Below are 21,266 nucleotides of genomic sequence, written 5' to 3' on the forward strand. Positions count from 1 at the left end.
CCGCTTATATATACTCGATCTCAAATTAGAGGGAAAGATAGCCTCTTTCCAGAGCTTTTGCGATTTCAGGTTTGAAATTTACGTTTGCGGCAAAACTTTTAAAACCTTCTTCACTAACTCCTGCTTTTTTGAGCCCTCTTCCTATGGAAACATAAGTGCTTTCTGAGTTTTTCCAGTTGATCACTCCGTTTTTAGAAGCGAGTTCTGCAAGATCAGATTCAAATTCGGAAGAACGAGTGGATCCAGTTTGTAAATAGAAAGCGGTTAAATTTTCCACATCTCTTTTATATCCTTTCTTCTCTGCTGCCTCGTCTTTAGAAGAAGAGGAAACGGAAGAAACTACGGAGACAACAGCATTGGAAATACTTTGTAGTGAGTCCGAAGATTTAGAAAGTGAATTTGATATGGAATCTATAAAACAATTTTGAGATAGCAGGATCCCGAATGTAAGTAAACCTGCGCCCAGAATTTTGTGAAAAAATTTCATTGATGTACCTCGCCTTGGATCTTCCGAATTTTGGAAGAAAGTTTCTGACACGTTCGCGCCTATTCTCTTCCTGAATTCAGTAAGAGTCAACTTTGTTTTCCGGAATATAGGACCACTGTGGACCACGGTTCCATTTCAATTTTGAGAATTTTTTTACGGGAATCTATTTCCAAAGAGTCGGGCTTTTTTCCTGTCCAATAATCTATAGAATTCTTTTTGTCCCAAGGAAAGAATAAGGAGAGCGAAATCTCTTTCTTTTCGTTACTTGGATTCCAAATCCCTAAATAACCGGAAGGATTGTATAGAGCGCTCGGGAAAAACTCAGTTCCGAGTCCGACTGGAAGCGGAGTTTTGCTTCTACACTTGGATTGGAGTGCTAAACTTTTTTGTAATAATTCCAGTCTGTCTTCGTTTACTAAACTTAGATCGTCGGAGACAAATAACATTCCTCCAGAGACAGACATGATACTTGCCATGATCTTTGTTTGAGCCTCAGTCATGCTGTTTTTCTTTTTACGAACTAACAAACAATCCGGATCATTCAGCCAAAGTGTTCTATGCATAGAAGCTCTTGTGATATCGTTAATCAGTGCTCTTTCGGTACAGAGCCCGTTTCTATCTTTTACTAGGATCCTGGATTTTTCTCTGTACCAGAAAGGTGCCACATCACAGGAAATTCTCATCGCATCGAATAATCCGACAGAAGGAAGCATCGGCGCTCCACAGCCTAAGATGAATATATCTTTTCCAACTACCTTTCGGATGAATTTGATTGCTTCCGCATAACGAGTATGAGGTGATAAACTTCTGTCATAAGTCCAACCAGGAAGTAATGCAGAATACAAGAAGTCCAGTTTTAGATATTTGTATCCGTATTCTTTAACTATGGTTTTGAAAACCGTGGCTAAAAATTCTTTAGACGCAGGGTGGGTCACATCTAAACTATAAGTATAATCTACTCCCCAATTTGGATTCCAAAGTGCAGCTACCGGATTTCCATCTCTGTCTTTTAAAACTGCTTCTGGAAATTTCTGGAAAAATTTGGATTTTTTACGTACTAAGAATGGAGCAAGCCAGATCCCAGGCATTAATTTTTCGGAACGGATTGCTTCTGCAAGTAAACCCATTCCACCTGGAAAACGATCATTTGTTTCTAACCAGTCTCCAATCTCTGCTTGGTAACCATCATCAATTTGAAAAACTTTTAATCCTAGATTTTTGGATCTAAGCTCTTTCAAATTTTGAAGAATGATCTTTTCTGAAATTTTAGTATAGTAATGATACCAAGAACACCAACCTGTTGGAACCTGTGTTTCCGGAAGTTTTACTTTTAGATTTTTTGCAAGTTCTGCGAAATAATTTTTAATAAAGATCGCTTCGTCGCCTGTAAATTTGGAAACACGGATCTGGGTGAGTGGTAGTTTATTTCCTTTAAAATCTTCGAAACGGAAGAAATCATATACTACTCTAATATCTCCGCTAAAAAAATTATCAGCAGTTTTTTTGGAAGAAGGTGATATTAGGATCTTAAACTTAACTCCTTCTTCTCCTTTGGAAACTGCTCCCGCAAAAAATTTGGAGTCTCCGTTTTTAGGTAAAAGGATTACGTAGGCTTCTGAGATCCAGTTGCCTTCTTCTCCCGCATGTTCCGAATAAATATTTTCTTGGGAGTATTGCAAAAATCCTAATTTAGGGGAAATATCTGCGTCTTCTAAATTTTCAGCAGCGGAGAGACTCCAGGATTGGTATCCATGTCTGAAAATTTTACCTTCTTTGATCCCATGAGAAGGAAGTTCCCACTCGAAGGTAAGTAGTTCTAAACCAGCAGGAGGCCTTCTTTCTGCTATCCATTCTAAAATGGGAGCATACGTGGATTTACCCTGGGATTTGACTAATTTAAAGGAAAACTTATAATTCCCGCAATCGCTCTTTGTCTCCGCTCTTCCTACCGGAAACTCAAACTGAGACTTTTGTTCTTCTTCATAGATACGGGTTCGCAAAACTGCTTTCATTCTAGGACGATGGTTTACTGATTCGAAAGATAGAAAAGGAAAAAAACCGCCGGGGAGGCCGGACTTTTCTTGCGGACCTGAGATCCTATTCGATTATTTTGGCTTTATGGCATCTAACCGCGCGAACAATAAGCCGGATCTTTTTCCGGGAGATCTTTCAGAAGAGAGATTCAAAGAATATTTAGAGGACGATCATTTGGCAGTAGATTGCGAAATGATGGGTTTAAATCCAAGAAGAGATCGTCTTTGCGTGGTCCAAATCTGTGATTCCAAAAATAGGGTGAGCCTGGTACAAATTCTGCCCAACCAAACAGAAGCTCCTCTACTCAAGAAATTATTCGAAAATCCTGATATTATAAAAGTATTCCATTTTGCTAGGATGGATACTTTATTCTTAAGATACAGACTTGGGATTTTAACCAAGGGAGTTTTTTGTACTAAGATTGGATCCAAACTTGCTCGCACTTATACAGACAGACATGGTCTGAAAGATATTATCAGAGAATTTTTCGACGAGACCTTGGACAAAAAAAATCAGTCTTCCGATTGGGGCGCTCAAAGTTTAACTAAGGATCAGATTGAATATGCTTCCGGAGATGTTTTATTCCTAATCTCTCTTTCCCAAAAACTTACTCAGATATTGATCCGAGAAGGAAGATACGAACTTGCTCAAGAAGCTTTCCAATGTCTCCCTGTATTCAATCAGATTGATTGGCTCCAAATGGAGAATTTATTCGAACATTGAAAAAGAAAATTTCCAAAACCTTTCTTTGCCAATCCTGCGGACAGGAATTTTCCCGTTGGGCAGGTAAATGTGAATCCTGCGGAAAATGGAATACGATTGTAGAAGAATCGGGAGGGGATCGTTTTTCCTCTACTCCCAGTTATAAAAAATCTGCAGTCTATAAGGAACCTGTTCCTATAGATTCTATTCCTTCAGATGATACAAAACGTCTGAGTTCAGGACTTTCTGAATTGGATTTGGTTTTAGGCGGAGGACTTGTTCCTGGAAGTTTAATTTTAGTAGGTGGAGAACCTGGTGTAGGTAAGTCCACTCTCATCTTAGAGATTAGCAGAAGTATGGTCTCTCAAGGTAGAAAAATATTATATATATCTGGTGAGGAATCTGCGGCTCAAGTTGGACTCAGAGCAGCACGGATGAATGTTCTATCAGAGAGCCTTCTTCTTTCCTCCGAAACATACGCTGAGAATATTTCCGCAATGGTCGAGGATGTTGCCCCCGATCTAGTATTTGTAGATTCAATCCAAACTCTTACAAGAGAAGCACTTCCAAACCAAGCAGGAACAGTCACACAACTCAGAGAATGTACACAGGTTCTCTTAGAAACTGCAAAGCGCACCGGAATCCCGATTATAATGACAGGACATATTACTAAGGACGGAGCGATCGCAGGTCCTAAGGTATTGGAACATTTAGTCGATACGGTATTGTACTTCGAAGGGGACAAACTGAATTATTTCAGACTTCTTCGTGCCGTAAAAAACAGATTCGGCGCAGTGGGAGACCTTGCAGTTTTCGAAATGTTGGAATCCGGCTTAAAAGAAGTAAAAGACAGACAAAGAGTATTTATCAGTTCTCTCACGGAAGGAAAAAGTGGTTCGGTTATCAGTTCCGTTGTAGAAGGAAGCAGAGCTCTCAGTGTAGAAGTCCAAGCCTTGGTAAGTAGAACTAATTATTCTCAAGCAAGAAGAATGGCAGAAGGTCCCGACACTCGAAGACTCATACTCCTTGCGGCGGTCATCGAAAAATACTTGGGACATACATTATCAGAATGTGATATATTCGGAAACTTGGCAGGAGGATTGCAAGTGGACGAACCAGCACTCGACCTTGCAATCTGTGCTTCTATACTTTCTAGTTATACCGAAAGACCTGTTCAATCAGGATTTGCAGTCATTGGAGAAGTTGGGCTTTCCGGAGAAGTTCGTTCTGTTGGGCAAGTTTCCCTTCGATTAAAAGAGCTGAAAGGTGTTGGGATCGAAACAGTTTTTCTTCCAAAAGGAAATTTGGCGGAGCTAGAAAAAATCCCTGGAATGGAAATTGTAGGAATTAGCGCCCTAAGAGAATTAGAAGGTTTGTTTAAGTGAAAACTTGGATTATAGCCAATCCGTTTTTGCAAACTTCATATATTATAAAATTATTATATACTGTCCTTTCGTTTTCGACTTTTTTCTTCTCTGGTCCTGCATTTTCTCAAGAATTAGATCCACTTCTGCGTCAGCCATGGTTTCCTGATCAGGAGAAGAAGGAAGAATTACTTTATAATAGGCTCCAAACTGCATTTAGATTAAGTGCTCATTATGTTTGGAAGACAGATTCCAGATCTCGTAATTATCGCTTTTACAAAGACGGAAAAGTCGAAATGATACTGGATCGGAATTATAAAGAAGTATTTCCTAACAGACAAGAATTGGATCTGCATTATAGCGAGGCAGAAAGTTTGCAAAAACATGCAAATCCATATTCTGCGATCCGTCTCTTAAAAGGTTCCATGTACTGTTATCGATTGAGATATGGAAAACTTGTGCCGGAAGGTTATGAAAAAACTGCAAAACTCCTCGGGAAATTTTTAGACCAATATTCTCATAAAGAAAAGGAATTACAAAGATTCACTGATCCGTTTGGTTGTTGGACGCCAGAAGTTTTAAAGATCAGAAGTTCAGACTTTGCATATTCATTCGATCTTCCTCCGGATCTTACTTATTTATTTCCTGACGAAGACAGAGAGTTTTCTGGAGAAGATTCAGATTATCTCTGGCAGGTGCATAGATTCTACCAAAACTTTCCAGTGGAAGGAGGACCTTCTACTTGGGAAAAAGAATATAGAAAGAATAGTGAAGGTATCCTATTTTTCCGCCCGGATAGGATCGTTTTTACTGTAGGAACCACACTCCATTTTCATCCTTCTATCTTTAACGCGCAAAATTATTATATAATATGGGATTCACTTAGAGGTATCAATTCCAGGACCATGAGAGAATGGAATTATCTTCGCAAAAAAGAAGGGGACCTATATAGAACGAGTTTCGATTTTGTGGGGGAAGATGGTCGCAAAAGCCAGATCATCGTTTTGGAAAAATTTTATTTAAGAGGGACCAGAGGAATGCTATTCTCTTTGGCATATCCAAGCAAATTAGAGGCCCTCGGCACCAAAATCTGGAGTGGATTTTCTTCCTCTATCGTCGTAGAATAGGAGGGAATGTTTGCCTTAGTCAAAAACTGGGAAAACCAAAGACCTAAAAAGCCTGAACCTCCTTGGAGATTACTCGGCTTGGGCCTCCTGTTTGTAAACGGAATGGCAGCACTTTTCTTACCGATTGGTCTTTTCGGGACATTGATCTCCACGATCGCCTGCCTTGGTTTTTTATTTCTTCCTATGTTCTTTATGACCTTAAGGCTGACCAAGTTTTATGGAAATAGTATATTCTTCGCTTTGTTCCTTGGATTTATCTCCGCGCCTGTTTCTGCACTTTATCTCAGCCATGCATTCGGCTTTTTCCTGGGGTTAAAATCTCCAGAACAGACCATCTTTCAAAAAGAAAGTGGAGTTTCCAATTCTCATATCTATAGATTTACAGATTCCAAGTTTTTATACAAATACCAGGTGACCAAGACCACTCCTGGTTCTATTAAGAAAACATTGTATTTTCATGTGGCGCCTTGGGTTTCTGCTGATTGGAAAGAAGGTGACGAGGTCCTAACCTGGGCAGTCTGCCCTCAATTCTCCGAAAAAGTATGCGATTGGGAGAAACAAAACGGAAGAGTAGGGCAGTCTCTGTCACATTCGAATATTGCAGGGTTAAACTCTTATTATGCGGAAGCAGTCCAGGAAGCCTGTAAAAAGTTCGGTTTCGATCTTCCCAAAAACCCAAGGATCCTTCTGCCAATCTCCAATCCGGAAGAAGTTTTATTCAATATGGGAGTCCTCGGGCTTGCGGGCCTTCTCGCCTTAAACTATATCTGGATCATTGGGATCCTTGTTTGGAATAAAAGGAAACATTAGTTATGTCTCAAAAAAGGGCGGGCGAGTGCAGCTGGCTTTTCGGTCTCGGAACGGGATTATTTCAATTTTTTCTTCTGAATTGCAAAAAACTTTTTACTTGGCTAATTTTGCAACTTAGGCTACCGATATTTATACACAGAGACGGGAAGGAGAAATCTATTTGGACCCCGAAATCCTAACGGAGAAGGTCGCTACCCAGAACAAAAAGTTTCTGGTAGATCTAAAACGGAATGAGAACGGATACTATTTAAAAGTTTCCGAATGGTCCAATAGCAAAAAATCTTCCATATTCATTCCGGCAGAAGGTGTCGGAAAGATGATCGAGGTATTACGTAAATTCCAAGACCTGATTCAGGATGGAGAAATTACGGACATCCCTCCCTCTCAGAATTAGATTGGATTGCACTAAATCTTTAGGAGATGTTCTCATGGGGAAAAAGACGTACTTATTAGCTAGCGTTCTCTTTTTCTTGGCGATTACCGGGACTTCCGGTCAGCAGCCAGCGGGAGGGAACCAAGGCGGTGGTCAAGGCGGCCAAGCACCGGATCCCCTCGAGAAAATTATACTCGAAAACTTCGAGGAGTCCGAAGACTGGAGAGCTAAGTCTACTACTCCCCTGGGAGAGACTAAAACTCTTAAAATGGTTCAAAGAGGTCTGATCCGTGACGTATTCGATGAGAATACTGTTCCGGATAATGGTGGAGACCAATTAGAGAAGAACCATATTCTCGGAATCAAAACTCATTATACCGATAGAGGTTTTGACAGAGTAGAAGTTTTCCCTCCTCACGAATATATCGTGAAAGGAAAAGCTCGCCAGGTTTCTATCTGGGCTCTGGGAAGAAAATTCCGTCATACTCTGTTTGTTAAACTAAGAGACTATCGAGGAAAAACCCACAATATCAGAATGGGCCGCTTGGATTATTTCGGTTGGAGAAAATTAACTGCAACTGTTCCAGGATTTGTTCCTCAAAGTACCAGATTCGCATTATTGGACAAGAACCTAAGATTCGTTTCTATCTTCGTGACCTCAGATGTTCATGAAGTTGGCGGAAGCTTCTACTTTTATGTAGATGATTTAGAAGTTCGTGCCGATAAATCTGATACGAAGTATCCTGGTTCTGAAATTAAGGACAATTGGTGATATCACTCCGGTAGGACACGTATGAAAAACCTCAGCAAAAAAACTAAAATCACCGCGGCAGTAGTAGTAGGTATTTCTTCCATCCTTCTTCTCGGGACCGTGAGCGCGCAATTTATCAAAAAGAAAAAAGGCGGGATCGAATCTCCTACCGGTATCGACGTAAGTGGAATGGAGTTACGCTCCATCACTGTAGAATCTTGGGATAATCCTCCTGGTGCTGCTCCTTACGGTTGGGAAGTAAGTACTGATAAGGATACTCTTGTTCCTCAAGGACAACAGTCCCAATACCAGCCTACTGCTTCTAACGCACAAGCAGTGAGAGAAGTTAAACTTCTTCCTGGAAAACCTGGAGACATCAAGAACGTAGATGCTGGAACTGGAAAAGTTTTGGGAGTGAAGTTTGCATTCACTTTCCCAGGAGATAACTCAGTAAGTATCCGTCCTCCTCGCACTCCTGAATACGAGATCACTCGTAAAATGGCTTACTTGGACGCTAACAACAAAAGAAAAGAATTCAAGATCTATGGTGTTGAATTCCCAGGGATCGTAAAAGCGGTTTCTGTTTGGGTTTGCGGTCGTGGTAATGAGTACAACCTAGAAGGTTGGTTAGAAGATTGGAAAGGTGATTCTCATATCTTCCAATTCGGAGATCTGGACTTTATTGGTTGGAGACCTCTTACTTTTGAAATTCCTCCTGGAGTTCCTCAAGACGTAAACTCTTTCCCTCAAGTTAAGACACTTGTATTCAAACAATTTAAAATTCGCTCTCGTAACGATACGAGTGGAGAAACTGTATATCTCTTCTTTGATGAGCTTAGAGTTCTTTCAGACGTATTCGAAGTTCACTTCGACGGAGCTTCTATCGACTTCGATGCAGATGACTGCCGTTCTAAACGTAAGTTGGATAAGATGTTGAAAGTTAAAGCAGAGAAAGAATGTGAAGGTGGTGGAAACGGCAAGTAAGCCTTTCTCACATCCGACTCTAATGAAACGCGGGAAATCTCCCGCGTTTTTTGTTTTTGGAGACACAGAGGTTTTTTCACACAGAGACACAGAGTCACGGAGGGGTCTCGAGCGTCTTACAAAACTTAAAAAATTCTCTCTGTGTCTTAGTGCCTCTGTGTGCCATAAAACTCTGTGTCTCTTTTAACTCCGTGACCTCCATGGCCTCTGTGCGAAAATTAAAGCCAAAATGACTCCCTAAGTGACACGTAAAGGCACTCTGAGCCTCGTTCCCCCAAATTCTAGTTTACGTATAAGCCTAAGCTGCTATAATTGATCTGAAAGGGCTCTTAAGACACAAAAAAACCGCCCATCCGAACCTATTTTTGAATGCCGACCCCGTCGGCGGAGTAATTCCTATGTCTAACGAAACTGCGACAACCGCGGAAACTAAGCCTGCCAGCGAACTGGACAAGCTGACGTCTCTTTTTAACGAGGAGATTTATGTACGCTCGGACGCAAATTCCATTCCAGCATCTAAATTTAAAATTTACGACGACCTCATAGAATCCTTTCAATCATCCGGACTTATAGATTCATCTAAAACCAAATTAGAAGAACATCTCACTGATCATCCTGAAAGTATTTCTGCAAGATATATGCTTGGATTACTTGGACTACAAAAAGGAAGTATTGACGCTGCTTCTTATTTCAAGACTTTACTGGATTCTTTCAAACAAGCCAGCAAATGGGTCATCATTGAACATATTACAGACAATATTTTAAAATTCGGAGAGGATCGTTATGCTCTTCGTTTTAAAGCAGAAGCTCTTGAAAAACTAAAGAAGAACAAAGAGCTAAAGCCTATCCTGGAAAAACTTGCAAAACAAGACCGCAAGAACCCAGAGATCGCTAAAAAATATGCATTAGCAATTCTTGATGAAAACAAAGAGAAAGCAGTCGCTTATCTCAAACAAGCTATCGAAACTTTTGCAAAGACTAAAGACTATGTACAGTTCGAAGAGATCTGGCCTATTTTTGTAACTAACAGTTACGATGATATCCAGTTCGTAGAAAAGATAGAACGTATTCTTTTAGGTCACCGTGAAAAGACCCGTCTTGCAGGTTATCTTTATCCTTTAGTTGATCCATTCAAGATTACTGAAGATTGGGACAGAGTGATCTACCTTCTGAAAAAGATCCTGGATCATGAGCCTGTTTCTAACAAAGCAAGAAACGAACTAATCAGAGTTTATAAACTGAAATATGCCAACCACAGCTTGTTGGAAGATTTCTTAAAAATGTCCGAGTTAGGAAATAACAGAAAACCTGTTAAGGTTTGTATTTCCAACTTCGAAAGAAACATCGTATTTGATACTGGTAACTACGTTCTACATAGAAACTGGGGAGTAGGTAAGATCGTTTCTATTTCGCCTAACGGAGATTCTATCTTTGTTGATTTTAAGGATAAGAAAAATCATAAACTTTCTATCCAAATGGCGATCACTAGTTTGAAACCTTTAAAAGGAGATCATATCTGGGTAAGATTCTATGAAGATAAGGCATCTGTAGTTTCTCTATTCGAGAATGATGTTCCTGGTTTCTTTAAAGAATTATTAACTTCATTCGAAAACCATATGTTGGTTGCAGAAATGAAGGCTGAGATCGCAGGAAAATTTATCCCTGTCGTTGATTGGTCTAAATGGTGGAACAAAGCTAAGAATGTTATCAAAAAAGAAGATAACCTGGGCTTTAACCCTAAGAAAAAAGACGAACTCTGGTATAGAGAAAAACCGATCACTTACGCGGAAGAATTGACTGAAAAATTCAACGCGAATGCAGATCCTGCTAAACGTCTAGACATCGCTATCGAAGCTCTTAGAAACAAAGAAGAAGCTGAATCAGCGATTGATACTTTCGCTCATCATTATTTCGAAGAAGAGCAAACTCACGATTCATTCCGCAAGATCGTTGCTTATCTGTATCTCGACGAAGTCGCTTCTACTATGGAAGGAGAAGACGGAAGTCCTTATGATTTCCAAAGATATCAAAAATTGGATGATGTTTCCAAGATCGTTAAGTCTCTCAAAAGAGAAGAGGTTCTGGAATATTCTTCTAAGATCAGCAACTTAGATATCAAAAAGTCTTTCGTAGACTTAGTGAAAAAATCTCATTCTGATTGGGTCAATATTCTGGTTGGACTTCTTTTCGAAGTTCCAGTTAAGAATAACAAATACGTTGTTTCCGTTTTGGAAAATGACGGAAAATTCGCTGAACTAAACTTATTCATCGAAACCTCATCCAGCCGTGCTAAAGAAAATCCTGAAGTATTCCTTTGGGTGGCAAAATCTATCCTTCTCAAAACTTGGGAAGAAGAATGGATGAACGTTTCCAGACAGGATTTAATCCTAAGAGTTCTTCGTTTATTAAAACCTCTGAATAAGATCGAGGAAAAAGGAACCAAGCTTAAGAACACCTGCCAAGAGATCCTTTTTGGAAACGATGCAGCTGTGATCAGCGAGGCTATCCAAAACGGAGATTCAGAATATATCCGTAAAGTTTATGCACTTTATAGAGAAGTTCCTTATATCGAAGAGACTGAAAAAGACAAATTGATGTCTCTCATCAGAGTTCTGAAACCGGATCTTATCTGGGAAGAAGAGGATGATGATGAAGAGGAAGAGGATGTTCTGGCAAGAATTCCAGAAAACGCAGTTCTTGTTACTCGTCGTGCTCTAAACGCTAAAAAAGCAGAGTTCGATCATTTGGTAAACGTTGAGATGCCTGAAAACTCAAGAGATATCGGAGAGGCTCAGGAAAGAGGGGACTTAAGAGAAAATGCGGAATACAAAGCCGCTATGGAAAAACAAGTCCAGCTACAAGCTCAGATCAAAAAACTGGAAGCAGAACTCAAAGCTGCTATCGTTTTGGATCTTTCCAATGTAAAAACAGATCGTATCAATATCGGAACCACTGTAAAACTCAAAAACGAGTCCAGTGGAGAAGACCAAACTTATTCTATCTTGGGAGCTTGGGACGCAGATACTGAAAGAAATATTATTTCTTACCAGTCTCCATTAGCTAAGTCTCTTTTAGGTAAAAAAGTGGGGGATAATGCTTCTTTAAATCTTGGTGGAGCAGAAACCAAGTTTAAGGTCCTGCAGATCAGCAGATACTCTCTCCAAAACCAAGACTAAGAAAGAATATTCTAATCTTGTAAATTGAAAGCCTCGCGATTTCGCGGGGCTTTTTTATTTGTGCGAAACTCCGCCCTAGGCTGAATTAAAACCGCACCAGATCGGTAAACCAATCAGAAGAATTTCCTGCGCGATCCTTAATCCGGATCTGGAGTAACATATACTTTTTCCAAGCTGAGAAAGTTTTAGGAAATTTGATGATCAACATTTTACGGTCTGCATCAAACTCGCTAGGATAAACTTCTCCTTCTAATAAAACTTCTGCGCCACCCGCGTAGCCGGAACCTGTGTCGGAAACAGTATATAATCTTTCTTCGATTCCTTCTTCTTCCTGGCCCTTGATCCTTCTATTTCTTGTGATTAGATATGGATAATTGACCGCAGGTTTTGCATCGTCTGTTAGAATTGCTAAGGCTCCAAGTTTTGTCAGTAAGCCTAATTGGCCCCTTTGTTTTAAGGCAGACCATTTTTTAGAAGCCTTATCGTAGATATAGATCCCGTCTTTTTTCCCGAGGGCCGCACCTCTCCATGTAAGTTCAGCTTCTCCTACCCAAGAAAGATCCGAAGATTCTAATTCATAAATAGAACCTTTTGATTTGAGTCCTTCTGGAAGTTTCATACTTTCTTCCAGTTTTTCAATTTTTTTGAAGATCAATTGGCCTTGGCCGTAGGTCGTCTTGTTGGGAGTTTTGATCTTTAAAATCCCATCTATGGAGTTGAATTCAGTTTTTGTAATGGATGGTTTTTTGGTATTTATTGTTCCAACCTCTATTTCTAAAGGAAGAATAGAATGATTTCCTGCATGATCGGACGCCTTGAGGACAAGTTTGACCGTGCTGCCAGTTTCGAAACTTCTTAGATCTATGCTTGGTCCTTTTGCAGGAAATAGATTATAAACATAAACAGGAGGATTTAATGAAGAACGATTTGAGTCGAATATATCATGGTGGATCCTTGCTTCTTCATAACTCATTCCCCTAAAGGATCTCTCGTATAAAGGAGTCTCGTCCTTATACAGTCCTGCAAAGAATAAATTGTTTTTATTACGGGAGGTCATTTGGTCATAGGCGCCTAATCTAAAACGAACTCCTCCTGCAAGATTTAGTTTTTGATTTCCTGGAAGTGCAAATTTACCTTCTCCCTTTTTTTCTAAGGATAGTCTTGCCTGTACTCCATCTTCAGAATCTACATATAGCAGCAAAAGTTCCGGAGAATATCTGTCTTTTCCTCTCAAAGGCAAATAGGGAAGTGGATTTAATGTTCCATTAGGCAAATGTAATTCAAAATGTAAATGACTGACTCCAGTTCCGGATTCTCCGAGCCTCGCGATATTTTCTCCCTTAGGGAGATTATAAGAACCAGGGGAAAGGTTTACCTGAAATTCTCCACCGCTTAGTAATGCCAAAGCTTCTCTTAGTAGATCTAAGTCTTTTCGGAAACCTTTGAAGTCCAGTAAGTGAGCAAATTTTGCTTTTAGAGTAGAGCCTGAAGATTTTAAAATTATATTGGAGCCGTATCCTTTTGTGGATTGGCCTATCGATTCTACATATCCTGGAAATGGAGAAATTGCCGCGATCCCATTCGTGTGAAATGTTTTAAAATCACAGCCCATATGAAGATGATGCACTCTATATTCTGCATAGGAACCTGAGATAGGAGTTTCCATCTCCATTGGAAAACCTAAATTTCCAAGATCCGCCAAAACCTCAGGAGTAAGATCATCCCAAATATTTTTTTGAATAGCCGGACTTGTTTTTAGATTGGGAGAGACTGCAGAAACTTTGGAATCAATTTCGCCTGCTTTACCTTCTGTCCATGAAAGTATAACTAGCAGAAATACAAATCCGAATCGATACGGGATTTGTGGAAAAAGTTTTAGGAAATTTTTTCCCATTTGCGAATTCAGATCCGGTTCCTCTAAATTGTAAAGCCTGAAATCTGCGAAATTTTCTTGCAGCCTCGTACTTGGAGAAAAGCCTGATGTTATGAGGCTTCTTGTTTCGATTTTCCTAGTATTTTGCCTAAGTTCTTGCACTTATATGACTCGGGAGCCCGGCAATCCTCCTAAAATCGACGGGATCCCAATCCCTGATTCCAGACGTACAGTCTATGTGCAGAATTTTCGGAACAATTCCTACGGGATCGCAATGCATACCACTCTTTCTGATCTGGTAAAACAAGAGATCAATTATCGCGGAAGATTTATCCAGACCAGGGAGAAGTCCCAAGCCGCATATCGTATCTATGGAGAGATCAGCCATTACCAACAAGTGGGAGCTCTTTTGGACCAAGGTGGCCAGCAGCTTAGCAAAGAGATGTTCGTAGTTTGCAAGGTAGAACTCCAGAAAGCCGGGGGCGAGAAAATTCCATTAGAAAGAACTGAAATCCCAGCGAGAATTATCTACTCAGACCAAGTTGGTTTTATGGAAACAGAGGGCCAGGCCCAAACAAGATTACTAAAAATTCTCGCTGTACGGATCGCGGAAGAATTGGAAAGAGCCTGGTACTATTCTATAGCGGGTAAGATAGAAGGTGAGGAAGAGTAGTATTTCATTTCCTAAAAATGAAATTCCACTTGATAATTCTCATAACCGGATCTTAAATTGTGGAAAAGAATGTGAACACACGAGATTCCTTGATCCGAAAGGAAATTTCTGCAAACTAGTTCCATCTTTCTCCTGAAAAATGAATAAAGACCGAGAAACTGAAATTCTGAAAACCGTAGACGATTCCATCCGGATGGAGATGAAAACTTTTTCTGATTACCTACAGAAGAAGGGACTAAAGATCACCAACCAAAGGATGTTAGTCGCAGAACGTATTTTCTCCCTACACAATCACTTCACTGCGGAGAGCCTCCTGGAAGAATTTAAAGACCAGAGGGATAAAATTTCCAAAGCCACCATTTACAGAATTCTTTCTATCATGGTGGAAGCGAAATTATTGCAGGAGCATAATTTCGGCCAAGATTATAAGTATTACGAACATATTATAGGCCATACTCATCACGATCATATTATCTGTGGGGACTGCGGCAGGATTGTAGAATTCATGGATGAAAGGATCGAACAGTTGCAAGAGCAGGCTGCTGCAAGCAACGGATTTAAGATCACTGGTCATAGCTTGAATATTTACGGCACTTGTTTGGATCCGAATTGTCCGAACAAAAAATGATCTATAGATCCAGAGTTTCAGATACACATTCTTTCGCTCGAACCGGAACCTTATCTCTTAACGGAATCGAAATTCCAACGCCAGTTTTCATGCCTGTGGGCACGAGAGGTGCGGTCAAGTCCTTGGACTCCGACGACATAGATGAGTTAGGTTATGAACTGATCCTCGGAAATACATATCATCTCTATCTTCGCCCAGGCACCGAGGTTCTGGAGAAATTTGGCGGACTCAAAAATTTTGTTTCTTACAAAAAAGCTCTGCTCACTGACAGCGGTGGCTTCCAAGTTTTTAGCCTGAATTCTCTTGTTAAATTCAAACAAGAAGGAGTGGAGTTCCGTTCTCATATTGACGGAAGTCCTCATTTTTTCACTCCCCAGAAAGTGATCGATATCCAAAGAGCAATCGGTTCTGACATCATGATGGTGTTAGATGATTGTCCTCCTGGAGACGGAACTGTTTCCAGGATCAAAGATGCTCTGGATCGGACTCACCGCTGGGCAGAAGAAGCTGTGAATTACTGGGAGAAAGACAAGCGTAATCAATTCCTATTCGGGATTTTCCAAGGTGGAACCAATTTAGATCTGAGATTGGAAAGTTTAGACAAGATCCGCTCACTTCCGTTCTCCGGAATTGCGATCGGAGGTCTCTCAGTGGGAGAACCCAGACCTGATTTTATCAGAACTATGGAAGGAATTTCCTCGTACACCGATAGGACTAGACCATTATATCTGATGGGAGTGGGAACTGTTCCGGATATTTTGGAAGGAGTTCGAAACGGAGTCGACATGTTTGACTGTGTTCTTCCTACCCGCAACGCTAGAAACGGGCAAGTATTCACCTCTCAGGGAAAAGTGAATCTCAGAAATGAGAAATGGAAGCTTCGAGAAGAGCCGATGGACCCGGAATGCGAATGCAAAGTGTGCAAAAGATACAGCATTGGGTATATCAGACACCTGCATCACGTGAAAGAGCTAAGTGCATTTTCCTTGAGCACGTACCATAATTTGCATTTTATGAAAAAGTTCATGAAAGAACTTCGACATTCCATCGAAGTTGGAAATTTCAGCGAGTTTTTTGTTAAATGGAAAAATTTGTACGAAAGACCGGAAATTTCTCGTTGACTATATAGAGAATGACCCCCCTATTGTAGGATGGTTCAAACAGATAAAGAAAGGAGTTGCTGATTTTTTATGGAAATCACCAGAAGGGAAAGCGGTAACATCGTCATTCTGGACATCAATGGGGAGATCGATTTATACAACGCCCCTGAGATTAAGGATGTGATCGCAAAGCTCATTGAAGAGCAGAAATACTATACGATTATCAATCTGGAAAAGGTCTCTTATATTGACTCATCCGGAATCGGTGCTTTGATTTCCAGCCTCTCTAACTTAAAAAAATACCAGGGTGGACTTAAGATTATCAATGTTGCGGGTTCCGTACGAAAGGTATTTGAATTAACTAAACTAACGTCATTCTTCGAAATCTTTGATAACGAAGCTGATGCCGTCGCTGCCTTCAAATAAGTAAGGCACTTTTTAACGATCCTCTGGCTGGTGCAAAATAAATGAAAACTTTCCGAGCTATATCGTTCCCATCATTGGTACTGGGAGTTTTAGGATTCCTAGTTGCCTGTGGGTCGGAACTACCCGTAAAAGAATTGGCGGAAGCAAAAACCGCTATCACTCGCGCTAAAGATGCAGGCGCAGAAAGATACGCTTCCGGAGAATTCGAGGAAGCTCGCAAAAGTCTTTTGACTGCACATGAAAAAGCTTCTAACGAAGACTTGGGCGAGACTAAAAAAAGCGCCGAGTATGCTAAAAGCAAAGCGTATGATGCATTAGAAAGATCTTATCCTCAATTAACTGAGGATTCCAAAACACAAGCCAATACCGCTATCAACGAAGCGGATGAGGCTTATGCTTCTCAACTCGCTGCAGAACCTTATAATAATGCAGTAGAGCTTAAGAAAGAAGGGGACACTTTAAGAGATAACGCGGACCGCACTTTGGAATCCTATCCTAAGGAATCCGGAGACGACGCAAAACTTAAAACTCGTCTTGCTGCTTTCGATCAGTACGAACAAAGTAATAAAAAATATCTGGAGTCCAAAAAGGCGGCAACTGATGCCAAGTCTTTGGCTCTTTCCCAAAAACAACAGTTAATCGATTCTCTTGCAGATATCGAAAAAAATCTAGATGATGCGGACAGATATGCGGGCGGTGGGGACCCAGAAGTAGCTCAAACAAGAGAACGTTTGAATGCTGCTAAAGCAAAAATCGACGAAGGAAAAATCAAAGAAGGTTATTCCGAAGTTGATGATATTCGCAAAAAATCAGCTGAACTCGTAGCAAAAAACATCCAAGCTTATGCACTCAAGAAAAAGGTAGAAGCGAAAGATTCTATCGGAAAAGCTAAGGATAAACTATCTGGAATCGATCAGTCTAAACTGAAATCCAGCAAAGATCTCCAAACTTCTTACCAAAGAGCTGACGAGAACTTAAAAGCGGCGGATGAGTCTTTAGCTTCCGCAGAAGAGTTATATTCTTCCGAAAAATACGAAGATTCTATTGGTAGATCAGAAGAAGCGATCAGACTTTCTCGCATTGTAGTAGATCAGTCTGATGATATCGCAGAAAGATTACGCACTGGATCTTCAGTAGCAGGTCGCAAAGGTGATGCAGGAGATTCTAATTCTTCTTCCACCAAGAAAGGAGAAGATTCAACTGCTTCTTCTTCCGGAGAACTTCCTGAAGGTTGGAAAAAATACGTAGTTCGTAAGAAAATTCCTGTAGATTGTCTCTGGAGAATTTCCGCTTACAAACAACATTACGGTACTTCTAAACTTTGGAAACGTATCTATGATGCGAACCGTGGTAAGATCAAAAATCCAAACTTGATCTATCCTAAACAAGTATTGCTAATTCCACCTGCTAAAGGATCTACTAAGTTTGATCCGAAAAAAGCTCCTAAAAAGCAGACTGGAAGTGACAAAGTTGAAGCTTCTACTCCAGAGAAGAAGGAAGAGACTACAACTCCTCCTGCTTCCACTTCTGAGCAAGAACCGGAAGAGGAAGAGCCTTCTACACCGGCACCTTCTACAGAAAGTGAAGCGCCTTCCGATTCTGGTGAACAGGAAAGCGACGAAGAAGCTCGTTAATATAAGTCTAATATTTTAGCAACTCTAACGAATGGTAAGGCTCGGAATTTTCCGGGCCTTTCTTTTTTCTAGAATTCAAAAATTCAGAATTCCGCTTGATCCTCATTTATAATTCGAAACAGTTTTACTTAGCGGTGAATTTCAAGTGAAGAGGGCTTATACTAAGCCTATATCAGAGACGAGCGAGGCGGATTATTTTCCCCTAGCTAAAATGGCATGGGACGAGGATTGTCCTGACCAAGATATAACATCTGTTTCTTTATTCTCTCCAGATCAAAAAGCGATCGCATACTTAAATGCAAGGGAAGAAGGTATTCTCTGCGGAAGCGGTGTTACCGAAGTACTTTCCAAACTTTCCGACGGAGATTTGCAGTTTAACTTCTTCTTTAAAGATGGAGAAAAATTTGCCAAAGGAGACATGATTGCAGAGATACATGGCAGTCTTCTCTCCATGTTGCGTGTTGAAAGAATCCTTCTGAACTTCTTACAATATCTTTCCGGTATTTCTACTTCAACTAGAAAGATCGTGGATCAGTATGGATCTAAGGGTATAATGATCCTGGATACCAGAAAGACGCTGCCAGGTTACAGGAAACTTGCAAAGTATGCTGTGTACTGCGGTGGAGGTTCCAATCATAGATTGGATCTTTCTGAAATGGCGATGATCAAGGACAATCATTTGGCTTTATTCGGATCTGCAAAAATCCCTGTAGGAAAGATCAGATCCAATTTTCCAGGAAGAATAGTTGAGCTGGAAATAGATTCCTTGGACCAGCTGGAAGACGCACTTGAGGCGGAACCAGATGTTTTAATGTTAGATAATTTTAATATACCTGATACACGCGCAGCGTTCCAAAGGATAAAAGAAAAAAATCCGAAAATCCTAATAGAATGTTCCGGGCGGATCACTCCGGAAAAATTAGAAGCATTATCAGAATTTCCTGGAGTAGGAGTGAGTATGGGATACTTAACTCATACTACCAGATTTTTAGATCTTGGTTTGGATATAAGGACCTAATAATGGGATTTGTTAAGGCTCCAGCCACCAAAGAAATGTTAATCGAAGGAGTTCGGGAAACAATGGGTCCCGAAGCCTTGGAAATGATCGAGAAGGCTTATAAGGTCTCTGAAGATTCTCACCAAGGACAATTCCGTCTTTCGGGTGAGCCTTATATTGTTCATCCACTTCAGGTTGGTTTTATTTTATACGAATTGGGTCTGGATGAGAAGGTAATCTCTGCAGGGATCCTTCATGATGTGATAGAAGACACAAAATACACGAGAGATGATATGGTCCGAGATTTCGGAACTGAGATCACTCAACTTGTGGAAGGTGTGACTAAAATTTCTCAGATCAAAAGCCAATCTAAAGAAACGGAAGCTGCTGAGAATATTCGAAAGATCATTATCGCAACTATCCAGGATATTCGAGTCATTCTGATCAAGCTTGCTGATAAAACTCATAACATGAGGACTCTTTCTTTTCAGCCTCCTGAAAAGCAGAGAAGGATCGCAAACGAAACTCTTTCTTTATACGCTCCAATTGCTGGAAGATTAGGTATCTATTCAGTAAAATCAGAATTGGAAGATCTAGCATTCCAAGTTATTTTTCCGGAAGAATACCAAGATATTAAGAAACGGATCAGTGCTAAAAAGTCTGAAAGAGAAGATTATATAGAAAAACTTCAGCTGATCCTGAAACAAAGACTCGCTGAGATCCAAATCAACGCGAATGTAGAAGGAAGAGCGAAACATTTCTTCTCCATCTATCGTAAGATGAAAACGAAGGAAAAGACCTTCGATGAAATTTTTGATTTAAGAGCGATCCGAATCGTTACGGACGAGATCAAAGATTGTTACGGAGTATTAGGAATCGTGCATACACTTTGGTCTCCTGTTCCGGGTAGATTTAAAGATTATATCGCGACTCCTAAGACAAATATGTACCAATCACTCCATACAACTGTGATTGGTCCCGATGGAAAACCTTTAGAAGTGCAGATCCGTACTGCGGAGATGAATGCGATCGCTGAATTCGGGATCGCCGCTCACTGGGTTTATAAAGAAGGTAAAACTCATGCTAACGAAAGACATCTAACTGTTAAATGGTTGGAGGTCCTACAGACTTGGCAGGATTCTTCTTTAGATCCTAAAGAATTTTTAGAAGAACTTAAATATGATCTTCATGAAGACGAGGTATTCGTTTTCACTCCTAAGGGAGAAATTATACAACTTCCTAAAGGTGCAACAGTTTTAGACTTTGCATTTAGAATTCATACTGATGTAGGTTTGCATTGTAAAGGTGCAAAGATAAACGGTAGAATGATTCCTCTTCGCACCGAATTACGTAGTGGCGATCAGGTAGAAGTTGTAGTCGATAAAAGATCTAAACCTTCTCCTATCTGGCTTCGTATTGTTAAAACTCCTTCTGCTAGGCAAAAGTTACGTGCTTATTTCAGAAAACTCAGAGAAGAGACCAGCAAGGATCTGGAACAAGGTGCAGAGAGTGCAGCAGAACTTACTTTAAACGCAGAAGTATTAGAAGAACTTAAACGTAAACCTTCTGAAAAAGTTTCTAAACAAACTCAAACACAAGGACAAGTTGCAGGCGGAAAAATTTTGGTTGCAGGACTAAGAGATATTCCGGTTCGACTTTCAGGTTGTTGTTCTCCTCTTCCGGGAGACCAAATCATTGGTTTCGTAACTAGGGGCCGTGGTGTTTCTGTTCATAAAAAAAATTGCAGTGTTGCATTAAAACAAAGAGAAGAAGAACAACTCAGACAGATCTCAGTAGATTGGGACTATGGTCAAACGGAGCCTGTGCCTGTTAGAGTAGAAGTAAAAGCAAAGGATCGTCAGGGAATTTATTTAGAGATGGTAAAAAGTATCTCCGGAACCCAAACGAATATTCTGGAAGCAGGGGCTTCTACAGTCCAAAAAGATACTCTGATGGCCCGCTTCATGATAGAAGTGGAACATTTGGACCAATTGAAGGAGATCCTAGGCAATTTAAAACGGATACCAGACGTTGTCTTTGCTCATAGGGTTAAATAAGGATTAGCTGCGGGTTTGATCCTTCTATCTTTTCATCGAAAATTTTACATTTAAGTTTGCCTGAAATCGG

The 21,266-nt window shown here is 40.4% G+C and carries 18 protein-coding genes; 15 read left to right on the plus strand and 3 right to left on the minus strand.

The features are described from left to right. Positions 1–25: 25 nt before the first annotated feature. A complete protein-coding gene (locus CH362_RS11740; RefSeq protein WP_100710619.1) occupies positions 26–487 on the minus strand; it encodes a putative lipoprotein in 462 nt (153 codons plus the stop codon). A gap of 86 nt (positions 488–573) precedes the next feature. Next, positions 574–2,499: a glycoside hydrolase family 36 protein gene (locus CH362_RS11745; protein WP_100710525.1), complete on the minus strand. Its 1,926-nt coding sequence runs from the start codon at positions 2,497–2,499 to the stop codon at positions 574–576. 106 nt (positions 2,500–2,605) lie between these two features. Between CH362_RS11745 and CH362_RS11750 the strand changes: the two genes are divergently transcribed. From CH362_RS11750 to greA, 8 genes are all read left to right on the plus strand, one after another. Further along, a complete protein-coding gene (locus CH362_RS11750) occupies positions 2,606–3,244 on the plus strand; it encodes a ribonuclease D (protein ID WP_100710526.1) in 639 nt (212 codons plus the stop codon). Beyond that, complete coding sequence (gene radA, locus CH362_RS11755) at positions 3,241–4,608, plus strand: DNA repair protein RadA (RefSeq protein ID WP_100710527.1); 1,368 nt, start codon at positions 3,241–3,243, stop codon at positions 4,606–4,608. Before CH362_RS11750 ends, radA begins: the two co-directional genes overlap by 4 nt. Next, entirely contained in the window at positions 4,605–5,714 is a 1,110-nt protein-coding gene (locus tag CH362_RS11760; RefSeq protein ID WP_100710528.1) for an LIC10775 family protein, read from the plus strand. Before radA ends, CH362_RS11760 begins: the two co-directional genes overlap by 4 nt. Before the next feature lie 6 nt (positions 5,715–5,720). Beyond that, positions 5,721–6,524 (plus strand): hypothetical protein, encoded by an 804-nt coding sequence (locus CH362_RS11765; protein WP_100710529.1) that lies wholly within the window; start codon positions 5,721–5,723, stop codon positions 6,522–6,524. A 160-nt stretch (positions 6,525–6,684) separates the two neighbouring features. Further along, positions 6,685–6,918 (plus strand): DNA-binding protein, encoded by a 234-nt coding sequence (locus CH362_RS11770; RefSeq protein WP_100710530.1) that lies wholly within the window; start codon positions 6,685–6,687, stop codon positions 6,916–6,918. A 34-nt stretch (positions 6,919–6,952) separates the two neighbouring features. Continuing rightward, a complete protein-coding gene (flaA2, locus tag CH362_RS11775) occupies positions 6,953–7,669 on the plus strand; it encodes a flagellar filament outer layer protein FlaA2 (RefSeq protein WP_100710620.1) in 717 nt (238 codons plus the stop codon). A 21-nt stretch (positions 7,670–7,690) separates the two neighbouring features. Then, entirely contained in the window at positions 7,691–8,632 is a 942-nt protein-coding gene (gene flaA1, locus CH362_RS11780) for a flagellar filament outer layer protein FlaA1 (RefSeq protein ID WP_100710531.1), read from the plus strand. A gap of 398 nt (positions 8,633–9,030) precedes the next feature. Further along, positions 9,031–11,808: a transcription elongation factor GreA gene (gene greA, locus CH362_RS11785; RefSeq protein ID WP_100710532.1), complete on the plus strand. Its 2,778-nt coding sequence runs from the start codon at positions 9,031–9,033 to the stop codon at positions 11,806–11,808. 85 nt (positions 11,809–11,893) lie between these two features. On the opposite strand, the gene CH362_RS11790 is transcribed toward greA, so the two are convergent. Continuing rightward, on the minus strand, positions 11,894–13,702 hold the full coding sequence (locus tag CH362_RS11790; RefSeq protein ID WP_100710533.1) for a M23 family metallopeptidase: 1,809 nt from the start codon (positions 13,700–13,702) through the stop codon (positions 11,894–11,896). Positions 13,703–13,793: 91 nt separating this feature from the next. Here CH362_RS11790 and CH362_RS11795 point away from each other — a divergent pair, with 91 nt between their 5' ends. The 7 genes from CH362_RS11795 to CH362_RS11825 all read left to right on the plus strand — a co-directional run bounded on the left by CH362_RS11795 (position 13,794) and on the right by CH362_RS11825 (position 21,196). Further along, positions 13,794–14,354: an LPS assembly lipoprotein LptE gene (locus tag CH362_RS11795; RefSeq protein WP_100710534.1), complete on the plus strand. Its 561-nt coding sequence runs from the start codon at positions 13,794–13,796 to the stop codon at positions 14,352–14,354. A 139-nt stretch (positions 14,355–14,493) separates the two neighbouring features. Next, positions 14,494–14,982 (plus strand): Fur family transcriptional regulator, encoded by a 489-nt coding sequence (locus CH362_RS11800; RefSeq protein WP_008595524.1) that lies wholly within the window; start codon positions 14,494–14,496, stop codon positions 14,980–14,982. Continuing rightward, positions 14,979–16,103 (plus strand): tRNA guanosine(34) transglycosylase Tgt, encoded by a 1,125-nt coding sequence (gene tgt, locus CH362_RS11805; RefSeq protein WP_165780264.1) that lies wholly within the window; start codon positions 14,979–14,981, stop codon positions 16,101–16,103. Before CH362_RS11800 ends, tgt begins: the two co-directional genes overlap by 4 nt. 69 nt (positions 16,104–16,172) lie before the next feature. Continuing rightward, positions 16,173–16,508, plus strand: a complete 336-nt coding sequence (locus tag CH362_RS11810) for an STAS domain-containing protein (protein ID WP_008595243.1) — start codon at positions 16,173–16,175, stop codon at positions 16,506–16,508. A gap of 41 nt (positions 16,509–16,549) precedes the next feature. Then, the gene (locus tag CH362_RS11815) at positions 16,550–18,142 is read left to right on the plus strand and encodes a lipoprotein LipL71 (protein WP_100710536.1); all 1,593 of its coding nucleotides are present in this window, start codon (positions 16,550–16,552) and stop codon (positions 18,140–18,142) included. A gap of 145 nt (positions 18,143–18,287) precedes the next feature. Beyond that, the gene (gene nadC / locus CH362_RS11820) at positions 18,288–19,160 is read left to right on the plus strand and encodes a carboxylating nicotinate-nucleotide diphosphorylase (protein WP_100710537.1); all 873 of its coding nucleotides are present in this window, start codon (positions 18,288–18,290) and stop codon (positions 19,158–19,160) included. Positions 19,161–19,162: 2 nt separating this feature from the next. Further along, positions 19,163–21,196, plus strand: coding sequence for a RelA/SpoT family protein (locus CH362_RS11825; protein ID WP_100710538.1), 2,034 nt, complete (start codon positions 19,163–19,165; stop codon positions 21,194–21,196). The last annotated feature ends 70 nt before the right edge of the window (positions 21,197–21,266 follow it).

Source organism: Leptospira saintgironsiae, assembly GCF_002811765.1.
Taxonomy (GTDB): Bacteria; Spirochaetota; Leptospiria; order Leptospirales; family Leptospiraceae; genus Leptospira_B; species Leptospira_B saintgironsiae.